The organism is Arthrobacter sp. 05T45 (assembly GCF_056395875.1).
Genome location: NZ_JBFTKI010000003.1, coordinates 1 through 17,971, shown reverse-complemented (window position 1 = coordinate 17,971; position 17,971 = coordinate 1). Strand labels below are relative to the sequence as shown.

The following is a 17,971-nucleotide window of genomic DNA, read 5'->3' as shown; positions in this document are numbered from 1 at the left end:
ACGAGGCTGTCCGGGTCGACTTCGTTCGCCGGGGCATCCGCGAGTCCCTGCGGGGACAGATCCATGTCCATCAGCGCGGGTCGTTGATTGTGGGCCGCGGAGGCTCCGGTGGTGGCAGTGCTGTGGTTGAAAACGGTGTGCCCCTAATACTTTGTTGGATACAGACCCCGGAGGGTGCTGACTGTCACGGGCGGGGTATTTCCATCTGGAACCCGCACCGGCACCGGAGAACACGCGTCCGGAGGTAGTCGCCCAGAACATCCGGGCTCCCGGCGTGTGTGGAAACCGCCCGGTGGGCACTTCGCCGCTCGGGGTCCACTGCGGACATCGGCTCCTGGCAGTGGCGGTAGGCGTCCTCCCGGTGCATGGCACCGCCGCTGTTCCCGTTCCGCGCCGGGATGATTGCGAGAAACGCCGCAGTCGTAGCTACCACGTGCGAGCTGCCGCAGTTGGTGCAGCTGATGGCGGCCGCGAGGGTTTCCTGCTGCGGATTCAAGGTGGCGACAGAGTCCAGGAGCAGGTGCCGGTCGGTCTCACATGTCGCACACCAAGGCCGCCGCCCTCGGGGCTGGTGGGCATCCCGGGGCAAGTACGTGCTTGACGTGATTGTCATCCGGGTCAGACCAGGCCCGGGTAGCTGGCCAGGATGTAGTCCGCCGCGGCTGGTCCTTTCATGCGGAGGCCGTTGCGCTTGGGATGGATCTGCTTTTCTTTCATGGCCGCCCAGAAGGCATCTTCGGGGCGGGGCGCGGTCTGGCTCAGGAAGCACCAGCTGGTGTAGAGCCCGTAGAGGCAGTCCCGGCCCAGGGCGTGGTCGGATGCAGGGTCCCGGGTGGTGGCTTCCTGCAGGAATTGGTCGTATTGGGAAGTTGCCATGAGTGGCTCGTTTCTTCGCGGTGCATTGTGTGCCGCCGTGTGGCTACAGCAGCTGAGCGTCAAGGCCATGCACGGGGCGATGACGCAAGATCCCGCACTGCTGCGTCACCGCAGATCCGGGAATAAAGCGTTACTGGGCTGGCGGTCCACATCCTGCGGAAACCAGCCAATGCAACTTCTCTACGATGTAGACTTTAGGCGTAGACTACACATTAAGCAACCGGCTTTTCATCCCGGAACTGTAACCACTCTGTATCGACCCGAACGGAAAACCATGTCGCCCGAAGAGCACCCGGCGCCCCCTGCGGCTCCCGGCAAGAAGGCTCGCCTCAGCCGGGAGATTGTCCTGTCGACGGCACTGGCACTGGTGGACGCCGAGGGACTCGACGCCCTCACCATGCGCAGGCTCGGGCAGGAACTCGGGCGGGATCCCATGAGCCTGTACCGCTACGCCGCCAACCGCGCAGCCCTGCTGGACGGCGTCTCAGAACTCGTGCTGAATGAACTGGCCATCATTCCCGATGATCCCGACTGGCAGTCGCAGCTCCGGCGCATTGCCCACGACCTGCGGCTCCTGGCGCTCCGGCACCCCAACGTCGTGCCCCTCCTCGTGACCCGCCCCCTGTCAACACCCCTGGGCCTGCGGCCGCTGGGAACATTGCGTCCGCTGGAGCAGATCCTGTCCCTGCTGATCGACGCCGGATTCGCCCCCGTTGACGCATTGCACGTCTACCGCGCCTACTACGGATACCTCTACGGGCACATCCTCAACGAACTGCAGGAATTCGTCGTCGACCCCGAGGAGAATGAGGCCCTTCTCCGGCTGGGGCTGCACCGCCTGCCACCGAAGGAATTCCCCCGCCTCCGCGCCCTCGCCCCGGTCCTCGCCGACTACGACGGGATGGCCGAACTGGATGAGGGAATCACCATCCTGCTCTCGGGGCTCGCGGCCCGCTGCCGGATGCCGGATTCCCCGACCAAACCATGATCCGGAAATCCCCATGGAAAGGCACCGGTCATCTCAGCCCGGGTTGGACAGCCGGTCCTTCGCCTGCTGGCTTCCGGGCCCAACAGGCAGAAGCTCTGTGGCCTGCGCGAGACCTTCGGTAGGCATAGAAACATACATGCTCTCGGCCCTGCTTACCTGGAAGGTCTCATGCCAGATGCCGACAGCTTTTGGGGCCTTCCTTGCCTGGCGGTTGAAGGCAGCCCACGCGGGCCTGTGCTCGGATTGGGGCGCACTTGCGTAGGCATACAGCTTGTCCACCGAGTCCCAGTACTGCACAATGACCGGCCCGCCGGCTCCGAGGGCAAACCGGCAACCAAGGAGGCCGGACCCCGGCTCCCGGAAGAGTTCGGTCAGCATCCGGGGCATCGCAAGGAACACCGGCAGCCAGAGATCCGGACGCCAGGGACTGTTGATGCGCATGCCGATGAGGAAGACCACCAAATCACCGGAATGGCGGTGAGTGAAACGTCCAGCATTGATGCGTGCCATACTTTTCTCCTAACTGGATACCACTACTCCCCAATATTGGCGAGTGCGACTATCCAAGTCAAGGAGAATCTTTGCGCATCTCACAGCTGGCCGCCGCTACTGAGATTCCGGTGGCCACCATCAAGTACTACCTTCGGGAGAAATTGCTTCACGAGGGCGTGCTGACGTCCGCGACGCAGGCCCGCTACGACGACTCGCATGTTCGGCGGCTGAAGCTCATCCGGGCACTCATTGGGACCGCCGGGCTCAGCATCAGCGCCACCCGCCAGGTGCTGCTTGGCCTGGAGAGCCCGCCGGAGTCAGGCCACGATCTGCTCGGAATTGCGCACCACGCGGTCACCCGGACCGCACCGGACGACGTCGACCTTTCCTCGGCACAGCGGCTCCTGGACCGCTGGGGATGGGGCGCGGAGACATGCGACCGCGATACGCAGGCCGCCCTGGTGGAGGCCCTGCGCGGGCTCTCAGATGCCGGGTTCGATGCGCCGGCTGCGCTCTTGGACCGCTACGCCGCGGCAATGCGGGACATCGCCGCGGCCGACCTCGAAAGTGTCCCCACCGATTCGGCCGAGGCCGCAATGAGGCACGTGGTTCTTGGGACACTGCTGATGGAACCGGTACTCCTGGCCATGCGCCGGCTTGCCCAGCAAAGCGCATCCTTCCAGCGGTTCGGCGGGGCGGGGTCCTAGACGACCGGGGAGCGCCGCTCGATCAGCACCGCGTCCCGCCATTGCCCTTCGCTGGGGCCGTAGCTCATGCGGGCAATGCGGTTCCGCCGGCCGACGACGGCAAATCCGTTCGCGAGGTGGAGCTTCAGGCTTGCTTCGTTTTCGGGGAAGACACTGGCCTGGATCGTCCAGATCCCGCATCGTTCGGTCGATGCGGCCAAGGCCTGAAGCAGCGCGGCCCCGACTCCCTTGCCGCGGGCTTCCGCGGCGACGTAGACGGAGTGTTCGACCACGCCGGCATAAACGGGCCGCGCTGACACCGCGGCGACGGCCGCCCAGCCAAGGATCCCGCCCTCGGGAGCCTCGGCGACGAGGCGGTGCGCGGGAAGCCGGGAACTGGTGAAGCGTTCCCAGTCCGGCACTTCCGCCTCAAAGGTGGCGTGGCCGGTGGCGATTCCTTCGCGGTAGATTCCCCGGACGGCCGCCCAATCGTCCTCGTGCATGGAGCGGATCGTCACCGCGGACTGTTGCGCGGTCACAGCGTCGCCAGGAGCCTGGCCGTCTGCTCGAGCGCGCCGGGCACCAGGGAGTAGTAGGCCCAGGTGCCGCGCTTTTCACGGTGCAGCAGCCCGGCCTCGACCAGGACCTTCAGGTGGTGGGAGACCGTGGGCTGGCCCAGGTCCAGCGGCTCGGTGAGGTCGCAGACGCATGCCTCCCCTGACTCGCCAGCTTTGACGATGGAGAGCAGCCGGAGCCGGTTCGGGTCGGCCAGCGCCTTGAAAACCAGGGCCCTCTGCTGGGCTTCCTCGGCACCCAGGGCAGGGGGCCCTGCCGGGGTGCAGCAGGATTCATCCGTGGCCGGCTCGAGTACAGGCAACAACTTCATGTACCCATTATGCCCTGATATTGACAATCATCAATGTATGGGCGCGGGAGCTCGGGTCGGTCGACCCGGCGCAGATCCGCTTTGGGTGGGGGCGGCATTGTTCGGCCGCCGGCCAAGGCTAGGAGCGGGCGGTTTCGGCACTGTGCGCCAGGACGACGCCGTCCGCGATGCGGGCCGCGGCCGGGAACAGGATGAGGAGAAGGCCAATTCCTATTGCTGCGCCGATCAGCTGCGCCAGAACGTAGCCTGGAACTGAGGCCGGTGCGATGCCGGCGAAGGTGTCGCTGAAGATGCGGCCCACCGTCACTGCCGGATTCGCGAACGAGGTCGAGGACGTGAACCAGTACGCGGCTCCGATGTAGGCGCCCACCGCCGGCGCGGCAAGGACGCCGCGGGAGGTGGCAGCCAAGGCGAAGATCAGCAGGACCAGTCCCGCAGTGGCGACAACTTCACCCAGGAGATGCCCCGGTGTTGCGCGCTCCTTGGACGAGATGGAGGTGCCCACCTCAAACATGGCGTTCGCGACCATACTGCCGCTGACCGCACCCACGGTCTGGGCAACCACATAGGTGCCCAGCTCCGGCAGGGTCAGGCCGGTACCGGCGCGGCGGCCCAGGATCCAGTCGGCGAGGGAGACCACGGGGTTGAAATGCGCGCCGCTCACAGGCCCGAGCACCAGGATCAGCACCGTCAGGCCCAGCACTGTGGCGGTGCTGTTCTGCAGCAGCTGCAGGCCAACGTCACTGGGTGAGAGCTGCTGCGCGGCGATCCCGGAGCCGACGACGATGGCCACGAGCAGGCTGGTACCGAGCAGTTCGGCGATGGCGCGGCGCCACAGCGGCGGCTGGTTGGAAATCATGGCAACAGCTTGACCGAAAGAATTAGCTCAGTCAAAATTGAACCAATGAATATTGAGGCAGCAGAGGGCTTTCGGGCGCGGGCAGCCAGGCACGCAGCCCTCGGCGATCCTGCGCGGCTGCGCATCGTTGATCTGCTGACCCTCGGGGACTTCTCCCCGACGGAGCTGCAGGCGGAGCTGGGGATGCCGTCGAATCTGCTGTCCCACCATTTGCGCACGCTGGAAGATGCCGGACTGGCAACCCGCCACCGCTCCGAAGCCGACAGGCGCCGCAGCTATATCCGGCTTGCTGCCGGCGCCCTGCAGGGCCTGGTGCCGGGGGCCGAACACGGGGCGCGCCGCGTCCTGTTTGTCTGCACACGAAACAGCGCCAGGTCCCAACTGGCCGTTGCTCTCTGGCAGCAGGTCAGTGAAATTCCCTCGACGTCGGCGGGAACGCATCCCGCAGACCGCATCGCCCAAGGCGCTATCGACGTCGCCCGCCGTCATGGCCTGGACCTCCCAGAGCTTCCTCCGCGCAGGCTGGAGCAGGTGGCAGACGAGGGCGACTTCATCGTGACCGTCTGCGACAAGGCCCACGAGGAACTGCCCGGATTGGCTGGAATCCACTGGTCGGTGCCGGACCCGCTGCGCCCGGGCACCAAAGAAGCTTTCGACATGGCGTTCAACGACATCACCCGCCGCATCAATGACCTTGCACCCCGCGTAACCGCCGCCTAGGTCCGTCGCAGAAATCCGCCGAAAACAAATATTGACATTCATCAATCTATAGCCCGATACTCTCTATATCGATCATCATCAATGTTCGGTTGAGAGTTTCAAACCGGGCGCAAGACTCCAGACTGTATCGCCCACTCACCTCATTGATTCCAGGAGAAACCCCGTGAGCACAGAAACCGCCAAGAAGCCCTCCGTCCTCTTCGTCTGCGTCCACAACGCCGGCCGCTCCCAGATGGCCGCCGCCTTCCTCACCACCCTCGGGGAGGGCCGGATCGAGGTCCGCTCCGCCGGATCCCAGCCCGCGGACAAGGTCAACCCGGCAGCCGTGGAGGCCATGGCGGAGCTCGGCATCGACATGTCCGCCGAAATCCCGAAGATCCTCACCACGGAGGCCGTGAAGGAATCCGACGTCGTGATCACGATGGGCTGCGGCGACGAATGCCCCTACTTCCCCGGCAAGCGCTACGAGGACTGGGTCCTGGAGGATCCGGCAGGCCAGGGCGTGGAAGCCGTACGCCCGATCCGCGACGAGATCAAGACCCGCATCGAGGACCTGATCGAGTCCCTGACCCCTGCCGCCAAGTAAGGGCCAGCACCACACGTCTGACAGAGGACGGAGAGGGGGTGAGCTGAATGAACACCGGATGCTGCAGCGACGGATGCTGCGACGACGAGGATCAGGACTGCTGCTAACCCAACACCGGCGCCTGCCGGCCCAACCCCGGCCGGCAGGGCCAACCGAAAACAACCGCAACACCACAACGGATGAAAGAGGACACCCATGGATTTGACGAAGAACCTTCCCGTTGCCGTGATCGGCGCCGGCCCCGTGGGACTGGCCGCCGCGGCCCACCTGATCGAACGCGGACTCGAACCGCTGATCTTCGAAGCCGGCCCCTCCGCCGGCGCCGCGATCGAGCAGTGGCGCCACATCCGGCTGTTCTCACCGTGGCGGTTCAACATCGATGCCGCCGCCGTTCGCCTGCTCGAAGCCGCTGGCTGGGAGGCGCCCCGGCCCACCGCGCTGCCCTACGGCGGGGAACTCATCGATCGGTACCTGGCCCCGCTGGCCGCGCTCCCGGCCATCAGCTCCCGGCTGCAGACCGGCGCCAGAGTCATCGCCGTCACCCGCACAGGCATGGACAAGACCCACACCCGTAACCGCGAGATCACACCGTTCGTCGTCCGCGTCCAGCACCAGGACGGGGGAACCCGCGACCACACCGTGGCCGGGGTCATTGACGCCTCGGGCACCTGGTCCACCCGCAACCCGCTGGGGACCTCCGGGCTTACCGCCATCGGCGAGGACTCCGCCGCGGACCGGATCTCCTCGCCGCTCCCTGACGTGACGGGCCGTGACCGTGGCGCTTTCGCCGGACGCCGTGTCCTGGTCGTCGGCGCCGGCCACTCCGCCGCCAACACCCTGATCAGCCTCGCGGACCTGGCCAAGGACGAACCGGGCACCCGGATCCTCTGGGCGGTCCGCGGCGCGTCCGCCGAGAAAGTCTACGGCGGCGGCGACGCTGACGGGCTGCCCGCCCGCGGCCAGCTCGGTGCCCGCCTGCGCCGCCTCGTCGAGGCCGGGACCATCGAACTGCACAGCGGTTTCGGCATTGCTTCCCTCAAAGCCCTGGATTCCGGCGTGACCGTGGAATCCGTTGACGGACGCACCCTCGAGGCCGACGTCGTCGTCCCCTGCACCGGCTTCCGCCCGGACCTGGACATCCTGCGCGAACTCCGCCTGAACCTCGACCCGGCCGTCGAAGCACCCGTGGAGCTCGGCCCGCTCATCGATCCGGAGTTCCACTCCTGCGGCACTGTTGCACCGCACGGCGCCAGGCTCCTGGCCCACCCGGACAAGGACTTCTACATCGTCGGCATGAAGTCCTACGGCCGTGCGCCAACATTCCTGCTCGCCACCGGCTACGAACAGGTCCGCTCCGTCGCCGCGGCCCTGGCCGGCGACCGCGAGGCCGCGGACACCGTCCAGCTCGAACTCCCCGAAACCGGCGTCTGCTCCTCCGACGCCGGCACCAGCTGCGACGTTCCGGCGGCCGCCGCCACCGCATCAGAGTCCTCGTGCTGCGCCGCTCCCGAGCCGGTGCTCGTCGGCTTCCCCACCGGACTGTCCCACGGACGCTCCGGCGAAGACCGACCGGCCGCATCACTGCTCCACCAACCCAGCTCAGAGAAGGAAGAATCAAACGCATGACCGAGACCACGAAAACGCCCACCGTCCTGTTCGTTTGCAGCAAGAACGGCGGAAAGTCCCAGCTCGCCGCAGGTTTGATGAACCATCTGGCCGATGGGAGCGTCACGGTGCACTCCGCCGGGACCAAGCCCGGTCAGTCGCTGAACCCCCAGGCCGTGGAGTCTCTGAATGAACTCGGCATCGGCATCACCGGCGAATACCCCAAGCCCGTCACCGACGAGGTCCTGGACGCGGCCGACGTCGTCATCGTCTTGGGCAACCAGGCTAAGGTCGAGCCCCGCGAGGGCCAGCGGCTCGAGTTCTGGGATACGGACGAGCCCTCCGAACGCGGCATCGAAGGCATGGAGCGCATGCGCCTGGTCCGGGACGACATCATGGCCCGGGTCCGGAAACTGCATGCGGAGCTGGCTGGAAACTGACCGGGCCCGCGACACCGGAGTGCACATCGTGGACCCGACGAAGGAAGAGATCCTGGCCGGGTACAGCCGCGCCCGCCGCCACCTCGACGCCCTGCTGCAGGACGCGGCGCCCAAGGACCTCGGCCGCAAAAGTACGGGCACCCGCTGGACCAACGAGGAACTGCTCTTCCACATGGTCTTCGGCTACATGGTGGTCCGCGCCTTGCTTCCGCTGGTCCACGTCGTCAGCCGGCTCCCCCGCCCGGCGGGCCGGGCATTCGCTGCTGTCCTCAACGCGGGCACCGGTCCTTTTGATGTGGTGAACTACTGGGGCTCCCGGGCCGCCGCCCTCGTCTACAACAGGCGCAGGATGAGCCGGAAACTGGATAAAACCATCGCCGCGCTCTCCCGCCGGCTCGAACATGAGAACCCGCAGTCCCTCGCCAGGTCGATGCCGTTCCCCGACAGGTGGGACCCCTTCTTCACGCCGCTGATGACGCTCAACGATGTTTACGCCTACCCCACGCTTCATTTCGACTTCCACGCCAAGCAGTTGAGCCTTCGGCATCCGGACGCGCCGGAATCGTCCTGATGGCCACTAACGGTATCCCGTTGATTCGATCGTCTTGAGTGGAGCGGGGTTATATGTAAGTATCTGCGTATGAATGCAGATAATGAGGCTTGCGCGCTCACCGCGGACAGCCAGTACGTCGAGCTGGCCGTGGAGGTGTTTGCCATGCTGGCCGACGCCACCCGGGTCAGGCTCATCCTGGCCCTGCGCCACGGTGAACTGCCCGTCAACGTGCTGGCCGAAAAGGCCGGGAAATCGGCGGCTGCGGTCTCCCAGCATCTGGCCAAGATGCGGCTGGCGCGCATGGTCGCCACCCGCCAGGAAGGCACCAAGGTCTACTACCGCCTGCAGGACGGGCACGCCTGGCAGCTCGTGGCCGACGCCATCCACCAGGCCGAACACACCCTCGGCACGGCCCCGCATCACAGCACAGCCCCGCACAGCCCCACAAGGGAGGCCGGCGCATGAACCGGCCCCCGCACCCCGGCCACGATGTCCACCCGCACGCGCACGGACATGCCCACGACGACGGCCATCACCACGACCACGGCCCGCACGGCCATGTCCACGCGACCGGTTTCAAGGGGTGGCTGCAGGAGCTCTTCGTGCCCCACTCCCATGACTCGGCCGACTCGATCGACTCCGTCCTGGAGACAAGTTCCCAGGGCATTCGCGCCGTCAAGGTCTCCCTGCTCGGACTGGGGGCCACGTCGCTGTTCCAGCTGGTCATCGTCCTCATCAGTGGCTCCGTGGCGTTGCTGGCGGACACGGTCCACAATTTTTCCGATGCCCTGACCGCCGTTCCGCTGTGGATCGCCTTTCTGCTCGGACGCCGCCGCGCGACCCGGACGTACACCTACGGTTTCGGCCGCGCCGAGGACCTCGCAGGGCTGTTCATTGTGGCGATGATCGCGCTCTCCGCCGTGGTGGCCGCCGTCGAATCCATCCGGCGCTTCTTCGAACCCCAACCCGTCCAGAACCTGGGCTGGGTGCTCGCCGCCGGCCTCGTGGGCTTTGCCGGCAACGAACTGGTCGCGATCTACAGGATCCGCGTGGGACGGCGGATCGGGTCCGCCGCGCTCGTCGCCGATGGCATTCATGCCCGCACCGACGGCTTCACCTCGCTGGCCGTCGTCGCCGGAGTCATCGGCATATGGCTCGGATTTCCGCTTGCAGATCCGATCGTGGGCCTGCTCATCTCCGCAGCCATCGCCGTGCTCCTCTGGGGAACCATTCGCGACATCGGGCGCAGGCTCATGGACGGCGTGGACCCGAACCTTACGGAACGCCTGGCGGCGGTTGTCACTGCCCACGCCCCCGCGGGCGCAACATCCCGGCTGCGCTGGTCCGGCCACCGGCTTCACGTCGAGGTCTCCATCCCCCTGACCACGATCACCGACCTGGGCGAACTTGCCACAATCCACGACGAAATCGAGCACGCCACCCGCCACGCACTCCCGAACGTGGGATCCGTGACAACGGTCCCCACGTTCGGCCAGGCCGCGACGGCCGGACCACCGCCTCCCCCGAGCCACGGATAACGGCGGCCTCGGAGGCCCTGATCCGCACCGGCCTCCACCGCCTCGAGCCTCGCGTCCGGTCCTGCACCCCCGCCGCTCCGAATCACCTTCAAAGACCACGAACAGAAGGTGACCATGGGTGTTCAGCAGGAAACCGCAAGTACGGGGGCTGCCACGCTGCGGCGGCGCACCCTTGCCACGGAGCTGGGCCCCTGCACGGTGCATGTCCAGGAAGGCACCGGAGGCCCGCACGCCGTATCCGGGACGGCGGATGTCTACCTCCACGGCGCCGCGGGCTCCTGGACGTCCTTCCGGGAGCTTCTTCACCCGGCAGCGGCACATGACCGGGTGCTGATAGACCTGCCGGGCTGGGGCGAGTCCACGCAGGACGCCCGGATGGCGAATTTGAGCATCGAAGCGATGGCACGCGCCGTCACCGGTACTTTGACCTCGCTCGGCTACCGGAGGTGGAACCTGGTGGGCCACTCCATGGGAGGCTTCCTGGCATTGCACATCGCCGCGGCGTGGCCCGGGCGGACCGCCAGCGTGACCGCGATTTCGGCGACCACGTTCGGCGTGTCCGAAGCGGCCGGCAAGCCACTGCGCAGCCTGTTCCGGTTCCCGATGTTTCTGGGCATGCTGCTGGCCATGCGCGCCGCAGCAGCCCTCGGCCCGGCAGGGCCCGCGCTGGTCCGTGCAATCGGGTCTACCGCCGTGATGCGGCCGCTGTTGTCCCCGTTTTTCGCAGAACCCGCATCCATCTCCGCGGGGGTGCTTAGAGGGCTTGGCGAGGACGCCCGGCCGGCATGTTTCTCCGCGGCAGCCCGGGCCGCGGCGCACTACGATTTTGGCCAGTGGCGGGGCATTTTGTGTCCAGTGCTGGCGATCCGCGGGGACAGCGATGTGTTCACTCCACCCTCCGACCTGCTCCGGCTGGCCGCGATAATCCCACGCGTCCAGATGGTGACACTCCCGCATTGCGGCCACTTCGCGAACATCGAACGGCCCGAGCATGTGCAACGGCTGCTCGATGACCTGCTGTATCCGTGACCTGTACGGCAGCGGCTGGCAGCGTCCGTGAGTCAGCGGACGCCGGGGTGAATCGACTCTTGACCGCCGATACTCACCGATATATCGTTAATTATCGCCGAACAATCGGCGACCATTATTGATTTCAACTGATTGGGAAGGTCGATGCCGCTATGAAAGGCATGCATGACGAAAAATTCACGGACGGCGGACCCGCCCAGGCACGCTTCGGGCGCGGCAGGAGCCGCCGCGGCCCCCACGGACACGGTGGTTTCGGACCGGGCCGCGGGTTCGGACCGGGCTTCGGACCGGGTTTTGGCCCCGGCGGGTCGCGGCGGGCCAGCAGGGGCGATGTTCGTTCGGCGATTCTGTCCCTCTTGGCCGAATCACCGTCCAACGGCTACGGGCTGATCAAGACCATTGCGGAAAAAACCTCGGGCGCCTGGCGTCCGAGCCCGGGGTCCGTCTACCCGACGCTCCAGCAGCTCGTCGATGAAGAGCTCATTGCGCCCGTAGGCGATGGCCGCCGCACCGAGTTCACCCTCACCGATGCGGGCAAGGCCTACGTGGCCGATCACGCCGAGGAGCTGGGGAACGCCTGGAACACCGACCCGGAGGGATCCGGGCCGGCGTTTCACCAAAGCGTCGGAAAACTCATGGGAGTCATCCACCAATTCCGCTTCTCGGCAACCGAGGAACAACGCAGTGCCGCAATGACGGTAATCGATGACGCCCGCCGCGCGCTCTACCGCATTCTTGCCGACTAACACCGCCGCTTCTGCCGGCGCACTGCCACCGCTGCCAATGGTCCGTGCCCGAATAACTCCGGATGGCGGCATTTGTATTCTGGAACCGTGATCGCCTGACCTGGATTGTTGTCCCGACGCCGGGAATGGCCCGGACCAACCCAAATGGCCCCCGCTTTCCACGGTTCCGTCCCTACAATTAAGTGTGGCCTCCATGGCATTCACGTCGCGGGGGCGACATAAATAAGGAGGTTCATCATGGGCCTGAGTGACAAGATCCACAATGCCGCCGAGAAACTCCACGGCAAAGGCAAAGAGGCGGCCGGCAAAGCCACCGGCGACGACAAGATGAAGGCCGAGGGCAAGAGCCATCAGGTCAAAGCAGACCTGAAGCAGGCCGGCGAAAAGGTCAAGGACGCTTTCAAGAAACACTGAAAACAGGCCGCCGGAGGGCGGAGGTGCGGTCCGGATCGCGCCTTCGCCCCGGCATTTGCCCACACACCCCAGGGACTTCCCTAGCGACGCAGGTCGAATGCCTCAAGGAGCCGGCTGACCGAACCGCCGAGGTTCCATTCTGTGGCGAGACGCTCAAGCTCGGCCCGCGAACCGCCGGAGACAGGGCGCAACTGCGCGCCTGCCTCCTCAAGCGTCGGCAGTTCCAGGTCTCGCACGATCTTCACGACGGTGGGCGCGACCGTGAGGTAGTCCGCCGCCGCGGCGAGTTTGGACCGCACTGCGGTGGACAGCCCGCTCCCTGCGTCCGCGGCAGCCGCGAGCAGCCCGTCGAGCGTGCCGTACTCGCCGAGCAGCGACGCGGCGGTCTTCTCCCCGATGCCGGCGACGCCTGGCAGCCCGTCGGAGGTGTCGCCGCGCAGGGTCGCGTAGTCGGCATACTGCACGGGCAGCACACGGTACTTGCCGACGACGTCGGCGTCGGTCAGGACTTCGAGGTTCTTCATGCCGCGCGCGGTGTAGACCACCCGCACCTGACGGGCGTCGTCGACGATCTGGAAGAGGTCGCGGTCGCCCGTCACCACGTCGACCGGAAGCTCGGCGTGGCTGGCGTAGGTGCCGATGACGTCGTCGGCCTCGTGGTCGGCAGCCCCGACGACGGCGATGCCGGCGAGCTCGAGCACGCGGCGGATCATCGGAATCTGCGCCTCGAGCGCGTCCGGCACCACCTCCACATCGGGGGCGCCTGCCACCTCCTCGGCGACCCGATGCGCCTTGTAGCTCGGGATGAGGTCTACCCGCCACTGCGGGCGCCAATCGTCGTCCCAGCACGCGACGAGATGCGTCGCACCGTAGTCGGTGGTGAGCCGTGCGATCATGTCGAGCAGCCCGCGAACAGCGTTTACCGGGGTGCCGTCGGCGCGGCGGATCGTGTCGGGCACGCCGTAGAACGCGCGAAAGTACAGCGACGCGGTGTCGAGGAGCATCAGGCGGTCGGTCATGACTGATCCTGACACGGATGCGCCCGCTGGCGGTGGAACGTCACGGTCCATCTTCGGAGGGCACAAAGTAATGCTGGCGGCGCTGAGGTCCCCCCAGGCACTGGGCATGGACGAACACGGCCGCGAGGTCCTCAGCTTCATCGACGGCGATGCAGCACTCGACGCTCGACGCGTCCAGGATCAGGGTCGCAGCCGCAAGCGGCGAAGCTTCTTCCCTGCCTTGCGGGCTTTGTTCTCCGTCTTCCGGGCAATGCGTTCTTCCATCTCCAGCAAACCCTCGAAGCCGAGGTCGGTATCGGCGGGCCGGTCCGGGGTGGCCGCGAGTCTGCGCAGGAGGGCGGTCGCCATGACGCTGTCCTGATGGTCGCCGAGCACTGTCTGGAGCCGTCCGGCCGCTTTGGTGAGTTTGGCGGCGCGCTTGCCGTGGATCTCCAAGACCGACTCACCCGCGTGGCGGAGGCGCTTGGCGTCTTTTCGGACCTCGTGCAGCGCTGTGTCGCGCGCGGCCGTGTCGGCCGAGCCTTTGACGGCCTTCCGGGCACGCTCCACCCGCTTTGCGGCCTTGTTGACCAGCTTGGCCGTCACCTTGCGCGCGGGCCGGAAGGCGCGTGGCTTGGCAGGCGGGTGGTCCCGGAAGTCCTCCAGGGAGCCCAGGAGACGGAAGTAGCGGCCGGTCCGGAGGGTCTCCAGGACGTTTCTGTAGCCTGCGTCGTGGGCTGCGACCAGCTCCTGATCGATCATCTGGGCCAAGAGGCCGGACCTCTGTTCTTCCGGGAGCTCCAGGATGTGCTGGCGAAGCCGCTCCAGCATGACTTCGGCATCGCGGGCCGGACCCAGGATCTGGCCCAGCCACTTCAGTTCAGCCTGGAGTTCCCGCACCGCTGAGCGTTTGAAGAGTTTGCGGTAGGTGGCCAGGGCGGAGCGCGCCCGGCGGGTCGCGGACCGCATCTTGTGGACGGAATCCGGTGTGCCAATCCGCACACCCGGATCATTGGCGATGAAGTCGCCAATCCGCGCGTCTAAATAGGCGGTCACGACGTCGACCGCCGGTCCCTTCTTCCGGGGCTTTGGAGTCCGGGGACTGAACTCGGCCGGCCAGGCATCGCCCAGGGCACGGGCGATCTTGGAAGGATAAGCGGAGTGGCCGGCTCCGGTAGACGTCAGAGTCGCGGCGGCAGCCTCAAAGAGCCCCGCTGTACCGTGGACGAGTTCGAGCTCCCATTCACGCCAGTCGACGGCCGGCCCCGGCGGCCGCAGGGCCTCGGCGTGAACGTGGTCGTCGGCGAAGTCGGCCAAATGCTCACCGCCCGGCCCGTAAAGCCGGTAGGTGGTGCGCCGCGTACTCAGCCGGGCGACGGGCACGAGTTCGTCGCCCCGGATGAGGACCTGCAGATGGTCGGACAGTTCTTCCGGAACGGTCTCCGGCTGCCCCAGCGGCGCATGGATCTCCTCCCGCTGGTCCGCCCCGGCGGGAAGCTTGAGGTGCCAGCCCTCGTCCGCCCCGCCCGTGCGGCGCCGCAGGGTAATGCGCCGTGCCGCGAGGACCAGGGCCGGAGTATCGAAGTACACAGCCTCAAGCTGATCCGTCACAGGCTCCGCGACGTGGTCCACACCCTCGATTTCCTGCAGATCCGGCAGCGCCGCAGAGGTCCCGGCGTCGTACTTTTGTTCCGTTTCAAGTTTTCCCATGGTGTCCATGGCGGTCAGGACTCCCCGCGGGACGCGCGTTCCCGCGGCAGCGAACTGATGGTCCTGTTGATGACTGCCATGGCGGGCCTCCCCTATCGGCACCGCTGGAACATGGACGTGATCTCCGGCGGGCGTGTCCGGCCGGTGCCTTGGCCCGGTGCGCCTAGCCCGATTCTAGGCTCTGCGCGAATCTGCGACCAGACCGCCGACGGCGGCCGGCCGTTGGCAACGTCCGTGGCGGCTTCACCTAGGGCCAGAGGCTCGCAACACCAATGAGGCCGGGGACCTCGACGGGCGTGCTCGTGCCGGCAGTGGCGCCGTTGCCGAGCTGCCCATGGGGGCCGGCACCCCAGGCCCGGACGGATTTGTCGCTCATCAAAGCGAATATTGCGCGTCCGTTGACCGTGATGGATGTCACGCCCGTAAGTCCTTTGACCTGGACGGGGGCACCGGTGTAGCTGGTGGTGCCGTCACCGAGCTCGCCGAGCCTATTGTTGCCCCAGGCGCGAACGGTGCCGTCGCGCAGCAGCGCGTAGGCGGCGGACTCTCCTGCCGCGATGGAGGTGGCCCCAATAATGCCCTTGACCGGGATAGGCGTGCTGGCGTCGTCGTTGGTGCCGTTGCCGAGCTGGCCGTACCCGCCGCTGCCCCAGACGCGGACCGTTCCGTCCTTCAGCAGTGCGTAGGCGGTGCCTTTGCCCGTCGCGATGGAGGCCACGCCGGCGAGGCCGGCGACCTGGACCGGCACTGTGCTGTCGGTCATCGTGCCAGTGCCGAGCTCACCGGAAGTGCCGCTCCCCCAGGCGCGGACGGTACCGTCGCCCAGCACCGCATAGACCACCACATACTCTGACAGGCTGACCTTCAACGACGTCACCCCGCTGAGACCCTTGGCCTGGACGGGGATGCTGCGGCGGTCCGTCGTGCCGTCGCCGAGCTGGCCGAATTGATTGCCGCCCCACGCGCGGACGGTTCCGTCCAACAGCCGCGCGTAGGCGGTGCCGTTGCTCGCCGTGATGGAGCTGACGCCGGCCAGGCCCTGAACCGGGACGGGCGTGCTGCTGTCGGTCGTTGTGCCGTTGCCGAGCTGGCCCCTGGAGTTCTCTCCCCACGCCAGGACGGTCCCGTCCGCCAGCAGCGCATAGGCAGTGCCGCCGTCCGCCATGACCGACACGGCTCCCGTGATGCCCCGGACCCGGACCGGAACACTCGAGTCGTAGATGGCCATGCCGCTGCCGAGCTGGCCGTTCGAGTTGCTGCCCCACGCCCAGACTGTGCCGTCAGCCAGGAGTGCATATTTGGTAGCGGCGCCCTGTGCGGCCATGGCCACACCCGACAACCCCGAAATGCCCACAGGCAAGCTGCTAAACGGCGCTGTGCCACTGACGCCGAGCTGCCGGTCGTAGTTGTCGCCCCAGGCACGGACAGTCCCGTCCGCGAGCAGAGTGAAGACCGAGAACGCAGTGGCGGTGATGGAGGTGGCGCCGGAGATCGTCTTGACCGGGCCGGGGATGTTGCGGTCGGCGTGGGTGCCGTTGCCGAGCTGGCCGACTCGGTTACCGCCCCAGGCGCGGATTGTCCCGTCGTTTAGCAGCGCGTATGCGGTGCCGATGGCGGCAGTGACGGCGCTAACGCCGGTGAGCCCGTCGACCTGGACTGGCACGTTGCTGTCGCCGGTGGTGCCGTTGCCGAGCTGGCCGTACCAGTTGCCGCCCCAGGCACGGACCGTCCCGTCCAACAGCCGCGCGTAGGCAGTACCTCCTCCGGCCGTGATGGAAGCGACCGCGTTGAGTCCTTTGACTTGGACGGGAACGTTGCTGTTGCCGGTGGTGCCGTTGCCGAGCTGGCCGCTCGAGCCATAGCCCCAGGCACGGACGGTCCCGTCTTTCAGCAGCGCGTAGGTGACTCCACCGTCAGCCGTGAGCGTCGTGACCCCGGTGAGGCCCTGGACCTGGACCGGAGTGCGGCCGTCGTCTGCGCCGCCGCCGTTGCCGAGCTGGCCCCCGTTGTCGAACCCCCAGGCGCGAACGGTTCCGTCGTTCAGCAGCGCGTAGGCCGTGGACGACCCGACAGCGATGGACCTTACACCGGTGAGCCCTTTGACCTGGACGGGCACGTAGCTGTTGGCGGTGGTGCCGTTGCCGAGCTGGCCGCCCCAGTTGTAGCCCCAGGACCGGACGGTCCCGTCCTTTAGCTGCGCGTAGGCGGCGCCGGAGCCTGCGGTGAGGGCGGTAACGCCGGTGAGGCCCTTGACCTGGACGGGACTGCTGCTCGCGTAGACCGAGCCGTTGCCGAGCTCGCCACTCGTGTTGGAACCCCAGGATCGAACGGTCCCGTCCTTCAGAAGCGCATAGGCCGTGGACCAGTCGGCGGCGATGGACGTTACGCCGGTGAGGCCGCTGACCTGGACAGGCGTTGTGCTGCTGCTGGTGGTGCCGTTGCCGAGCTGGCCGTACTCGTTCGAGCCCCACGCACGCAGGGTCCCGTCGGACAGCAGCGCGTAACTCGTACCCCCGGCCCCTGCAAGGACTTTGACTCCCCTCAGCCCGCTCACGGCAGCCGGGGTGGAACGGTAGGGCGTCGTGCCGTTGCCGAGCTGGCTGAAGCGGTTGTCGCCCCAGGTGAGAGCCGAGTTTCTGGATGCCCCGGGCAGGTAATAGCCGGAGACGTCGGCAATGAGATGCGTGGTGCCGTARGAGCGGTTGAACAAGGTGACCTTGCCGTCGGCGCCGACCGGTACGGTGACGGAGTTCGCGACTGTCTGGCCGGCGAGGAAGTTCACGTTGGACGAACCGGGCCGCTGTGTCCCGGAGGCGTAGGCGGTGATAAACCCGATCAACCGTGG

The 17,971-nt window shown here is 66.9% G+C and carries 20 protein-coding genes; 12 read left to right on the top strand and 8 right to left on the bottom strand.

The features are described from left to right. Nucleotides 1-618: 618 nt before the first annotated feature. Entirely contained in the window at nt 619-876 is a 258-nt protein-coding gene (locus tag AC1DGD_RS04635) for a hypothetical protein (RefSeq protein ID WP_230010808.1), read from the bottom strand. 274 nt (nt 877-1,150) lie between these two features. On the opposite strand from AC1DGD_RS04635, the gene AC1DGD_RS04630 reads away from it, so the two are divergent. Next, nucleotides 1,151-1,864, top strand: a complete 714-nt coding sequence (locus AC1DGD_RS04630; RefSeq protein WP_476849988.1) for a TetR/AcrR family transcriptional regulator C-terminal domain-containing protein — start codon at nt 1,151-1,153, stop codon at nt 1,862-1,864. Between the two features lie 33 nt (nt 1,865-1,897). On the opposite strand, the gene AC1DGD_RS04625 is transcribed toward AC1DGD_RS04630, so the two are convergent. Next, nucleotides 1,898-2,374, bottom strand: coding sequence for a DUF4188 domain-containing protein (locus AC1DGD_RS04625; RefSeq protein ID WP_476856056.1), 477 nt, complete (start codon nt 2,372-2,374; stop codon nt 1,898-1,900). A 71-nt stretch (nt 2,375-2,445) separates the two neighbouring features. Between AC1DGD_RS04625 and AC1DGD_RS04620 the strand changes: the two genes are divergently transcribed. Further along, nucleotides 2,446-3,063, top strand: a complete 618-nt coding sequence (locus tag AC1DGD_RS04620) for a MerR family transcriptional regulator (RefSeq protein ID WP_476849990.1) — start codon at nt 2,446-2,448, stop codon at nt 3,061-3,063. Here AC1DGD_RS04620 and AC1DGD_RS04615 read toward each other — a convergent pair. From AC1DGD_RS04615 to AC1DGD_RS04605, 3 genes are all read right to left on the bottom strand, one after another. Beyond that, nucleotides 3,060-3,545 carry an N-acetyltransferase family protein gene (locus AC1DGD_RS04615; protein ID WP_476849991.1) on the bottom strand — a complete coding sequence of 162 codons (486 nt, stop codon included), beginning with the start codon at nt 3,543-3,545 and terminating at the stop codon, nt 3,060-3,062. The two genes, AC1DGD_RS04620 and AC1DGD_RS04615, sit on opposite strands and share 4 nt — an antisense overlap. Before the next feature lie 32 nt (nt 3,546-3,577). Beyond that, entirely contained in the window at nt 3,578-3,928 is a 351-nt protein-coding gene (locus AC1DGD_RS04610; RefSeq protein ID WP_476856055.1) for an ArsR/SmtB family transcription factor, read from the bottom strand. A 118-nt stretch (nt 3,929-4,046) separates the two neighbouring features. Beyond that, nucleotides 4,047-4,787 carry an aquaporin gene (locus AC1DGD_RS04605; protein WP_476849992.1) on the bottom strand — a complete coding sequence of 247 codons (741 nt, stop codon included), beginning with the start codon at nt 4,785-4,787 and terminating at the stop codon, nt 4,047-4,049. Between the two features lie 45 nt (nt 4,788-4,832). Here AC1DGD_RS04605 and AC1DGD_RS04600 point away from each other — a divergent pair, with 45 nt between their 5' ends. From AC1DGD_RS04600 to AC1DGD_RS04555, 10 genes are all read left to right on the top strand, one after another. After that, entirely contained in the window at nt 4,833-5,507 is a 675-nt protein-coding gene (locus AC1DGD_RS04600; RefSeq protein WP_476856054.1) for an arsenate reductase/protein-tyrosine-phosphatase family protein, read from the top strand. Nucleotides 5,508-5,670: 163 nt separating this feature from the next. After that, on the top strand, nt 5,671-6,093 hold the full coding sequence (locus AC1DGD_RS04595) for an arsenate reductase ArsC (RefSeq protein ID WP_476849994.1): 423 nt from the start codon (nt 5,671-5,673) through the stop codon (nt 6,091-6,093). A gap of 195 nt (nt 6,094-6,288) precedes the next feature. Then, on the top strand, nt 6,289-7,719 hold the full coding sequence (locus AC1DGD_RS04590) for an FAD-dependent oxidoreductase (RefSeq protein ID WP_476856053.1): 1,431 nt from the start codon (nt 6,289-6,291) through the stop codon (nt 7,717-7,719). Continuing rightward, a complete protein-coding gene (locus AC1DGD_RS04585; protein ID WP_476856052.1) occupies nt 7,716-8,138 on the top strand; it encodes an arsenate-mycothiol transferase ArsC in 423 nt (140 codons plus the stop codon). Before AC1DGD_RS04590 ends, AC1DGD_RS04585 begins: the two co-directional genes overlap by 4 nt. A gap of 28 nt (nt 8,139-8,166) precedes the next feature. After that, nucleotides 8,167-8,709 (top strand): DinB family protein, encoded by a 543-nt coding sequence (locus tag AC1DGD_RS04580; protein ID WP_476856228.1) that lies wholly within the window; start codon nt 8,167-8,169, stop codon nt 8,707-8,709. A 69-nt stretch (nt 8,710-8,778) separates the two neighbouring features. Further along, entirely contained in the window at nt 8,779-9,156 is a 378-nt protein-coding gene (locus AC1DGD_RS04575) for an ArsR/SmtB family transcription factor (protein WP_476856051.1), read from the top strand. Beyond that, nucleotides 9,153-10,229: a cation diffusion facilitator family transporter gene (locus AC1DGD_RS04570; protein WP_476856050.1), complete on the top strand. Its 1,077-nt coding sequence runs from the start codon at nt 9,153-9,155 to the stop codon at nt 10,227-10,229. The genes AC1DGD_RS04575 and AC1DGD_RS04570 overlap by 4 nt, the downstream gene beginning before the upstream one ends. A gap of 114 nt (nt 10,230-10,343) precedes the next feature. Then, nucleotides 10,344-11,258 carry an alpha/beta fold hydrolase gene (locus AC1DGD_RS04565; protein ID WP_476849998.1) on the top strand — a complete coding sequence of 305 codons (915 nt, stop codon included), beginning with the start codon at nt 10,344-10,346 and terminating at the stop codon, nt 11,256-11,258. A gap of 152 nt (nt 11,259-11,410) precedes the next feature. Further along, on the top strand, nt 11,411-12,004 hold the full coding sequence (locus AC1DGD_RS04560; RefSeq protein ID WP_476856049.1) for a PadR family transcriptional regulator: 594 nt from the start codon (nt 11,411-11,413) through the stop codon (nt 12,002-12,004). Between the two features lie 237 nt (nt 12,005-12,241). After that, nucleotides 12,242-12,418, top strand: coding sequence for a CsbD family protein (locus AC1DGD_RS04555; protein WP_223914801.1), 177 nt, complete (start codon nt 12,242-12,244; stop codon nt 12,416-12,418). An 80-nt stretch (nt 12,419-12,498) separates the two neighbouring features. Here the strand turns inward: AC1DGD_RS04555 and AC1DGD_RS04550 are convergent, their stop codons facing one another. From AC1DGD_RS04550 to AC1DGD_RS04540, 3 genes are all read right to left on the bottom strand, one after another. Next, nucleotides 12,499-13,437: a 5'-3' exonuclease gene (locus tag AC1DGD_RS04550; RefSeq protein WP_230008465.1), complete on the bottom strand. Its 939-nt coding sequence runs from the start codon at nt 13,435-13,437 to the stop codon at nt 12,499-12,501. A gap of 180 nt (nt 13,438-13,617) precedes the next feature. Beyond that, entirely contained in the window at nt 13,618-15,126 is a 1,509-nt protein-coding gene (locus AC1DGD_RS04545) for a CYTH and CHAD domain-containing protein (protein WP_476856048.1), read from the bottom strand. A gap of 247 nt (nt 15,127-15,373) precedes the next feature. Next, a partial coding sequence (locus tag AC1DGD_RS04540; protein WP_476856047.1) for an RCC1-like domain-containing protein occupies nt 15,374-17,971 on the bottom strand: 2,598 nt, incomplete at its 5' end.

Coding starts and splice junctions, on each gene's coding strand:
- AC1DGD_RS04600 (WP_476856054.1), top strand. CDS start 4,833: ATGAATATTGAGGCAGCAGAGGGCTTTCGGGCGCGGGCAGCCAGGCAC.
- AC1DGD_RS04555 (WP_223914801.1), top strand. CDS start 12,242: ATGGGCCTGAGTGACAAGATCCACAATGCCGCCGAGAAACTCCACGGC.
- AC1DGD_RS04560 (WP_476856049.1), top strand. CDS start 11,411: ATGAAAGGCATGCATGACGAAAAATTCACGGACGGCGGACCCGCCCAG.
- AC1DGD_RS04545 (WP_476856048.1), bottom strand. CDS start 15,126: ATGGGAAAACTTGAAACGGAACAAAAGTACGACGCCGGGACCTCTGCG.
- AC1DGD_RS04575 (WP_476856051.1), top strand. CDS start 8,779: ATGAATGCAGATAATGAGGCTTGCGCGCTCACCGCGGACAGCCAGTAC.
- AC1DGD_RS04585 (WP_476856052.1), top strand. CDS start 7,716: ATGACCGAGACCACGAAAACGCCCACCGTCCTGTTCGTTTGCAGCAAG.
- AC1DGD_RS04550 (WP_230008465.1), bottom strand. CDS start 13,437: ATGACCGACCGCCTGATGCTCCTCGACACCGCGTCGCTGTACTTTCGC.
- AC1DGD_RS04630 (WP_476849988.1), top strand. CDS start 1,151: ATGTCGCCCGAAGAGCACCCGGCGCCCCCTGCGGCTCCCGGCAAGAAG.
- AC1DGD_RS04635 (WP_230010808.1), bottom strand. CDS start 876: ATGGCAACTTCCCAATACGACCAATTCCTGCAGGAAGCCACCACCCGG.
- AC1DGD_RS04590 (WP_476856053.1), top strand. CDS start 6,289: ATGGATTTGACGAAGAACCTTCCCGTTGCCGTGATCGGCGCCGGCCCC.
- AC1DGD_RS04570 (WP_476856050.1), top strand. CDS start 9,153: ATGAACCGGCCCCCGCACCCCGGCCACGATGTCCACCCGCACGCGCAC.
- AC1DGD_RS04610 (WP_476856055.1), bottom strand. CDS start 3,928: ATGAAGTTGTTGCCTGTACTCGAGCCGGCCACGGATGAATCCTGCTGC.
- AC1DGD_RS04615 (WP_476849991.1), bottom strand. CDS start 3,545: ATGCACGAGGACGATTGGGCGGCCGTCCGGGGAATCTACCGCGAAGGA.
- AC1DGD_RS04625 (WP_476856056.1), bottom strand. CDS start 2,374: ATGGCACGCATCAATGCTGGACGTTTCACTCACCGCCATTCCGGTGAT.
- AC1DGD_RS04605 (WP_476849992.1), bottom strand. CDS start 4,787: ATGATTTCCAACCAGCCGCCGCTGTGGCGCCGCGCCATCGCCGAACTG.
- AC1DGD_RS04565 (WP_476849998.1), top strand. CDS start 10,344: ATGGGTGTTCAGCAGGAAACCGCAAGTACGGGGGCTGCCACGCTGCGG.